Origin of the sequence: uncultured Planktosalinus sp. (genome assembly GCF_963973675.1) — a bacterium.
In the GTDB taxonomy this organism is placed as follows: domain Bacteria; phylum Bacteroidota; class Bacteroidia; order Flavobacteriales; family Flavobacteriaceae; genus Planktosalinus.
This window is the reverse complement of record NZ_CAXBAN010000162.1, coordinates 1-5,795: the sequence shown is the minus strand read 5'-3', so window position 1 is coordinate 5,795 and position 5,795 is coordinate 1. Positions and strand designations below refer to the sequence as shown.

Sequence of the window (5,795 nt, the reverse complement as noted above, 5' to 3'; positions counted from 1 at the left end):
GTCGTCACCAAAAATAGCTTCACCGAACTTACGGGCTATTTTAGTTTTTGGACCGATATATCTTGCCATATTTAAAATTATTTTAGAAGGGATGATGAATTAAGGTCTGTCCTCCATCGATCGTATTCCTTCCTGTGTTTATACTTATTATTTATTTTTTTATCAAAAATCTATTGTCTAACGTCTTATTATCTAATTAGACTCTTCTTCTTTTAGGAGGTCTGCAGCCGTTGTGGGGCATTGGTGTGATATCTACAATTTCAGTTACTTCAATTCCTGCATTGTGAATAGAACGTATTGCAGATTCTCTTCCGTTTCCGGGTCCTTTAACATATACTTTTACTTTGCGTAAACCTGCGTCGTGTGCAACTTTTGTTGCATCTTCAGCAGCTAACTGAGCAGCATAAGGGGTATTTTTCTTAGACCCTCTGAAACCCATTTTACCGGCAGAAGACCAGGCGATTACATCACCATTTTTGTTAGTCAAAGAAATAATGATGTTGTTAAAAGAAGCTGTAACGTGTGCTTCACCTACAGATTCAACATTAACTTTACGTTTTTTTGCGGTTGTTTTTGCCATATCTCTAGGGATTATTTAGTTGCTTTTTTCTTGTTAGCAACAGTTTTACGTTTTCCTTTTCTCGTTCTTGAGTTATTCTTGGTACGTTGTCCTCTAAGTGGAAGACCAGATCTGTGACGAATACCTCTGTAACATCCAATGTCCATTAAGCGCTTAATGCTCACTTGAACTTCTGAACGCAATTCTCCTTCAATTTTGAAGTTTCCCACTGCATCACGAATGCGACCGATTTCATCATCGTTCCATTCGTTTACCTTCTTGTCTTCACTTACTTCGGCTTTTGCCAAAATGTCTTTGGCACGGCTTTTACCGATACCAAATATGTAAGTTAACGCGATTACACCCCTTTTTTGCTTTGGGATATCTACACCTGCTATTCTTGCCATATCTTAACCTTGTCTTTGTTTGAACTTTGGGTTCTTTTTGTTAATAACATATAATCTGCCTTTACGACGCACAATCTTGCACTCGGCACTTCTTTTTTTGATGGAAGCTCTTACTTTCATTCCTTTGTTTTTAATAATTAGTTATTTTTGATTACTCAAAAATTTAATATCTGTATGTAATTCTTGCCTTAGTTAAATCGTAAGGACTCATTTCTAATTTTACTTTATCTCCGGGTAATAACTTAATATAATGCATACGCATTTTACCCGAGATATGTGCTGTAACTATGTGACCGTTTTCTAATTCTACACGAAACATTGCGTTTGAAAGTGCTTCAACGATTGTTCCATCCTGTTCTATTGCCGGTTGTTTTGCCATAATTATGCTACTGCTTTTCTGTTTTTTCCTGATTTCATTAATCCGTCATAATGTCTATTCAACAAGTATGCATTGATTTGTTGCATAGTGTCTATTGCTACACCCACCATAATTAGTAGGGAAGTTCCTCCATAAAATAATGCCCATCCGGCCTGAAGACCCAATAGTTTTACAGCAAATGCAGGGAAAATAGCTATCAATGCTAAAAATATTGACCCGGGCAAAGTAATTTGTGACATTATTTTATCTAAATATTCAGCAGTTTCAGAACCTGGTTTAATACCCGGAACAAAACCACCACTTCTTTTTAAATCATCAGCCATTTTATTGGTTGGTACTGTAACTGCAGTGTAAAAGAATGTAAAGACAATACACAAAATAAAGAATACCAAATTGTACCAAAAACCAAAAATATCACTAAAAGCTACGGTAAAGGATTGTGCCATCTCTGAAGTTGACAACCCGGCTACTGCAGCTGGAACAAACATAATTGCCTGAGCAAAGATGATAGGCATTACACCAGAAGCATTTAGTTTTAATGGAATGTATTGCCTTGAACCAAAAGCATTTTTCTCATAGCCACCACTGGCTGTCCTTCGTGCATATTGAACCGGAATTTGACGTACAGCCATCACTAGTAATACAGAGAGAAGAATAATAACAAACCAAATTACTAACTCAATCAGAATAAAAATTAATCCTCCATTTGATTCAAATACTCTGGAAGCAAATTCCTGTACAAACGATTGTGGTAAGGTTGCTATAATACCAACCATAATCAATATGGAAATACCATTACCAATACCCTTATCGGTTATTTTCTCACCTAACCACATTGCAAATATACAACCGGTTGTTAGAATGATTACGGCTGAAGCTATAAAGGAAATATCATTCCCTAATAAAAAGGCTTCTGCCGGTAAAATATTGAAAAGATTATAAATATAACCGGGTCCTTGAACTAAGGTAATTGCAATCGTTAACCAACGCGTAATTTGATTTATTTTCTTTCTTCCACTCTCCCCTTCTTTTTGAAGCTTTTGTAGATAAGGCACAGCAATACCCATCAATTGAACCACAATAGAAGCAGAAATATAAGGCATAATACCCAATGCAAAAACTGAGGCATTTGAAAATGCGCCACCTGTAAAAGCATTTAATAATCCTAAAATTCCACCATCGGTCTGATCAGCCAAACCTTGTAATTGAGAGGCATCAATACCCGGTAAAACTACCTGCGCACCAAAACGGTAAACAGCCAGCAATCCTAGAGTGATTAAGATTCTGTTTCTCAACTCTTCTATTTTCCAAATATTCTGTAGGGTATTTATAAATTTCATTCTGATAAGGTTGTTATAAAATTACCACTTCGCCTCCTGCTGCTTCAATTGCATTCTTGGCAGTTGCTGTAAATTTGTGTGCAGATACTTTCAATTTTGCTTTCAATTCCCCTCTACCTAGTATCTTAACAAGTTCGTTTTTGGTTGCCAGTCTTAAAGAAATCATAGTATCAAAGTCTAGCGTATCTTTAATTTTTTTATCATCAACCAATTGCTGAAGCGTATCAAGATTGACACCTTGATATTCTTTTCTGTTGATATTGGTGAATCCAAATTTTGGAACACGTCTTTGAAGAGGCATTTGACCTCCTTCAAAACCGATTTTTCTTGAATATCCTGAACGGGACTTTGCTCCTTTGTGACCTCTTGAAGCAGTTCCACCACTTCCAGAGCCTTCACCACGACCTAGCCTCTTATTATTTTGTACTGAACCTGCAGCAGGTTTTAAGTTACTTAAATCCATAATCTAATGTCTTATTTTGTTTCTTCAACAGAAATTAAGTGTTTTACTTTATTTACCATACCAAGTATACTTGGTGTGTCATCATGCACAACAGTTTGACCAATTTTACTAAGGCCCAAAGACTCAAGAGTTCTCTTCTGAGATTGAGTTCTGTTGATAGCACTTTTTACTTTTGTTACTTTAATCTTTGCCATAACTCTTTTTTTATCCTTTAAACACTTTTTCAAGAGATACACCACGTTGTCTTGCAACAGTGTGTGCACTTCTTAATTGTAGTAAAGCATCAAAAGTTGCTTTTACAACGTTGTGTGGGTTTGAAGACCCTTGTGATTTTGATAATACATCATGTACACCAACTGATTCAAGTACTGCACGTACCGCACCACCGGCAATCAACCCGGTACCAGGAGCAGCAGGAATTAAATTCACTCGGGCTCCACCATACTTTCCTTTTTGTTCATGAGGAAGTGTGGTTTTGTTTAGAGGTATTCTAACCAGATTTTTCTTGGCGTCTTCAATGGCTTTTGCTATCGCAGTAGCAACATCTTTAGATTTTCCAAGTCCTTGACCTACAACTCCATTTTCATCTCCAACTACTACAATTGCAGAGAATCCAAATGCTCTACCACCTTTTGTAACTTTAGTAACTCGTTGTACTCCAACCAGACGATCTTTTAATTCTAACCCACTTGGTTTAACTAGTTCTACGTTTTTATAATCTTGATACATAATTTTAGAATTTAAGTCCGCCTTCTCGGGCTCCTTCAGCTAATGATTTAATTCTTCCGTGGTATAAATAGCCACCTCTGTCAAAGGAAATTTGTTCAACACCGGCTTTTACAGCTTTTTCGGCAATTGATTTCCCTACTAGTTTTGCAACTTCAACTTTTGTAACTTTTGAAGCATCTATATCCTTATCTCTGGATGATGCAGCGGTAATTGTCTTACCATTGACATCGTCAATAAGTTGCGCATAGATTTCATTGTTACTTCTGAAAACTGCAAGCCTTGGTCTTTGTTCAGAGCCTGAAATTGTTTTTCTTACTCTGAATCTTATTCGTGTTCTTCTATCGTTTTTAGATAATGCCATAACTTTTATGCTTATGCAGATTTACCTGCTTTTCTTCTTAATTGTTCACCTACAAATTTAATTCCTTTTCCTTTGTATGGTTCTGGTTTACGGAACCCACGAATTTTTGCGGCCACCTGACCAACAAGTTGTTTGTCGTGAGAGGTAAGTTTTACAACTGGGTTTTTACCTTTCTCCGAGATGGTTTCAACTTTAACCTCAGGGGCAACTTCCATCACTATATTGTGTGAAAAACCAATGGCGATGTCTAATTTTTGACCCTGGTTGCTGGCTCTGTAACCAACCCCAACAAGCTCAAGTTCTTTAGTCCAGCCTGTGGCAACACCTTTAACCATATTGTTAACCAATGAGCGATATAAACCGTGTTTTGTACGGTGTGCTTTAGAATCAGAAGGGCGTGCTATTGATACATTTCCATCTTCAACTTTTATTTCTACCTCTGAAAACTCTTGACTAAGTTCTCCTAATTTTCCTTTTACCGTAATGATGTTTTCATTAACATTAACTGTTACACCATCAGGGATTGCTATCGGATTATTTCCTATTCTAGACATTTTTTAGTCGATTTTTAGTAAACGTAACACAATACTTCTCCACCTACATTTTCTGCCTTGGCTTGTTTGCCGGTCATCACTCCATGAGATGTTGAGATGATGGCAATTCCTAAACCATTAAGAATTCTAGGAAGTTCAGATGAACTTGCGTATTTACGTAAACCGGGTTTACTGATTCTTTGTATCTTTCTAATTACTGGCTCTTTTGTAGCTTTATCATATTTTAAAGCAATTTTTATTGTGCCTTGAGGACCTTTGTCATCCTCAAACTTGTAACTTAGAACGTATCCCTGATCAAATAAGATTTTAGTAATTTCTTTTTTCAAATTTGATGCAGGAATTTCAACCACTCTGTGGTTTGCCTTTGATGCATTTCTAACGCGTGTTAGATAATCTGCGATAGGATCTGTTGTCATTTGTTTGTTTTTTCGGATGTGGTTTTTCTTTTTCGAAACCTTCATCCAGTTAATAATTTAAAACCTGTCGGTAATCAGGGCGCAAAAGTAATGCTTTTTTTATTACCAACTAGCTTTTCTAACTCCTGGAATCAAACCTTGGTTTGCCATTTCACGAAATGTAACTCGTGAAATTCCAAAAGTTCTCATATAACCCCTTGGTCTGCCGGTAAGTTTACAACGGTTGTGTAATCTTACAGGTGAAGCATTTTTAGGTAGTTTTTGTAATGCTTCATAATCGCCGGCTTCTTTTAAAGCTTTGCGCTTTTCAGCATATTTATCTACCAATTTTTGTCTCTTTACCTCGCGGGCTTTCATTGATTCTTTAGCCATCTCTTAGTTCTTTTTAAAGGGTAATCCTAGTTCTGTTAATAATGCTTTTGCTTCCTTGTCTGTTTCAGCTGTGGTAACAAAAGTGATATCCATACCTTGGATTTTATTTACTTTATCAATATCAATTTCAGGGAAAATGATTTGTTCAGTAATACCCAAGTTGTAGTTTCCTCTTCCGTCAAATCCGTTGGCTTTAATTCCGTTAAAGTCACGCA

General features: G+C 36.6%; 12 protein-coding genes and 2 pseudogenes. All 14 read right to left on the bottom strand.

Annotated elements, in window-relative coordinates; translation table 11 throughout:
• Positions 1–69: pseudogene (locus AACY61_RS07700) on the bottom strand (30S ribosomal protein S4); the annotation flags it as partial.
• 127 nt (positions 70–196) lie between these two features.
• Positions 197–580 carry a 30S ribosomal protein S11 gene (rpsK, locus tag AACY61_RS07695; protein ID WP_188440189.1) on the bottom strand — a complete coding sequence of 128 codons (384 nt, stop codon included), beginning with the start codon at positions 578–580 and terminating at the stop codon, positions 197–199.
• An 11-nt stretch (positions 581–591) separates the two neighbouring features.
• Positions 592–966 (bottom strand): 30S ribosomal protein S13, encoded by a 375-nt coding sequence (rpsM, locus tag AACY61_RS07690; protein WP_339610993.1) that lies wholly within the window; start codon positions 964–966, stop codon positions 592–594.
• 3 nt (positions 967–969) lie between these two features.
• A complete protein-coding gene (gene ykgO, locus AACY61_RS07685) occupies positions 970–1,086 on the bottom strand; it encodes a type B 50S ribosomal protein L36 (RefSeq protein WP_037325435.1) in 117 nt (38 codons plus the stop codon).
• A 43-nt stretch (positions 1,087–1,129) separates the two neighbouring features.
• The gene (gene infA, locus AACY61_RS07680) at positions 1,130–1,345 is read right to left on the bottom strand and encodes a translation initiation factor IF-1 (protein ID WP_034259287.1); all 216 of its coding nucleotides are present in this window, start codon (positions 1,343–1,345) and stop codon (positions 1,130–1,132) included.
• A gap of 2 nt (positions 1,346–1,347) precedes the next feature.
• Positions 1,348–2,685 carry a preprotein translocase subunit SecY gene (gene secY / locus AACY61_RS07675; protein WP_339610992.1) on the bottom strand — a complete coding sequence of 446 codons (1,338 nt, stop codon included), beginning with the start codon at positions 2,683–2,685 and terminating at the stop codon, positions 1,348–1,350.
• A 13-nt stretch (positions 2,686–2,698) separates the two neighbouring features.
• Positions 2,699–3,148 carry a 50S ribosomal protein L15 gene (gene rplO / locus AACY61_RS07670; protein ID WP_339610991.1) on the bottom strand — a complete coding sequence of 150 codons (450 nt, stop codon included), beginning with the start codon at positions 3,146–3,148 and terminating at the stop codon, positions 2,699–2,701.
• Positions 3,149–3,159: 11 nt separating this feature from the next.
• Positions 3,160–3,342, bottom strand: coding sequence for a 50S ribosomal protein L30 (gene rpmD, locus AACY61_RS07665; RefSeq protein WP_188440179.1), 183 nt, complete (start codon positions 3,340–3,342; stop codon positions 3,160–3,162).
• A 10-nt stretch (positions 3,343–3,352) separates the two neighbouring features.
• A complete protein-coding gene (rpsE, locus tag AACY61_RS07660; RefSeq protein ID WP_188440178.1) occupies positions 3,353–3,877 on the bottom strand; it encodes a 30S ribosomal protein S5 in 525 nt (174 codons plus the stop codon).
• A 4-nt stretch (positions 3,878–3,881) separates the two neighbouring features.
• Positions 3,882–4,238, bottom strand: a complete 357-nt coding sequence (rplR, locus tag AACY61_RS07655) for a 50S ribosomal protein L18 (protein WP_339610990.1) — start codon at positions 4,236–4,238, stop codon at positions 3,882–3,884.
• A gap of 11 nt (positions 4,239–4,249) precedes the next feature.
• Positions 4,250–4,792 carry a 50S ribosomal protein L6 gene (gene rplF / locus AACY61_RS07650; protein WP_339610989.1) on the bottom strand — a complete coding sequence of 181 codons (543 nt, stop codon included), beginning with the start codon at positions 4,790–4,792 and terminating at the stop codon, positions 4,250–4,252.
• Positions 4,793–4,806: 14 nt separating this feature from the next.
• Entirely contained in the window at positions 4,807–5,208 is a 402-nt protein-coding gene (gene rpsH, locus AACY61_RS07645; protein ID WP_339610994.1) for a 30S ribosomal protein S8, read from the bottom strand.
• 102 nt (positions 5,209–5,310) lie between these two features.
• The gene (gene rpsN / locus AACY61_RS07640; RefSeq protein ID WP_339610988.1) at positions 5,311–5,580 is read right to left on the bottom strand and encodes a 30S ribosomal protein S14; all 270 of its coding nucleotides are present in this window, start codon (positions 5,578–5,580) and stop codon (positions 5,311–5,313) included.
• Between the two features lie 3 nt (positions 5,581–5,583).
• Positions 5,584–5,795: pseudogene (gene rplE, locus AACY61_RS07635) on the bottom strand (50S ribosomal protein L5); the annotation flags it as partial.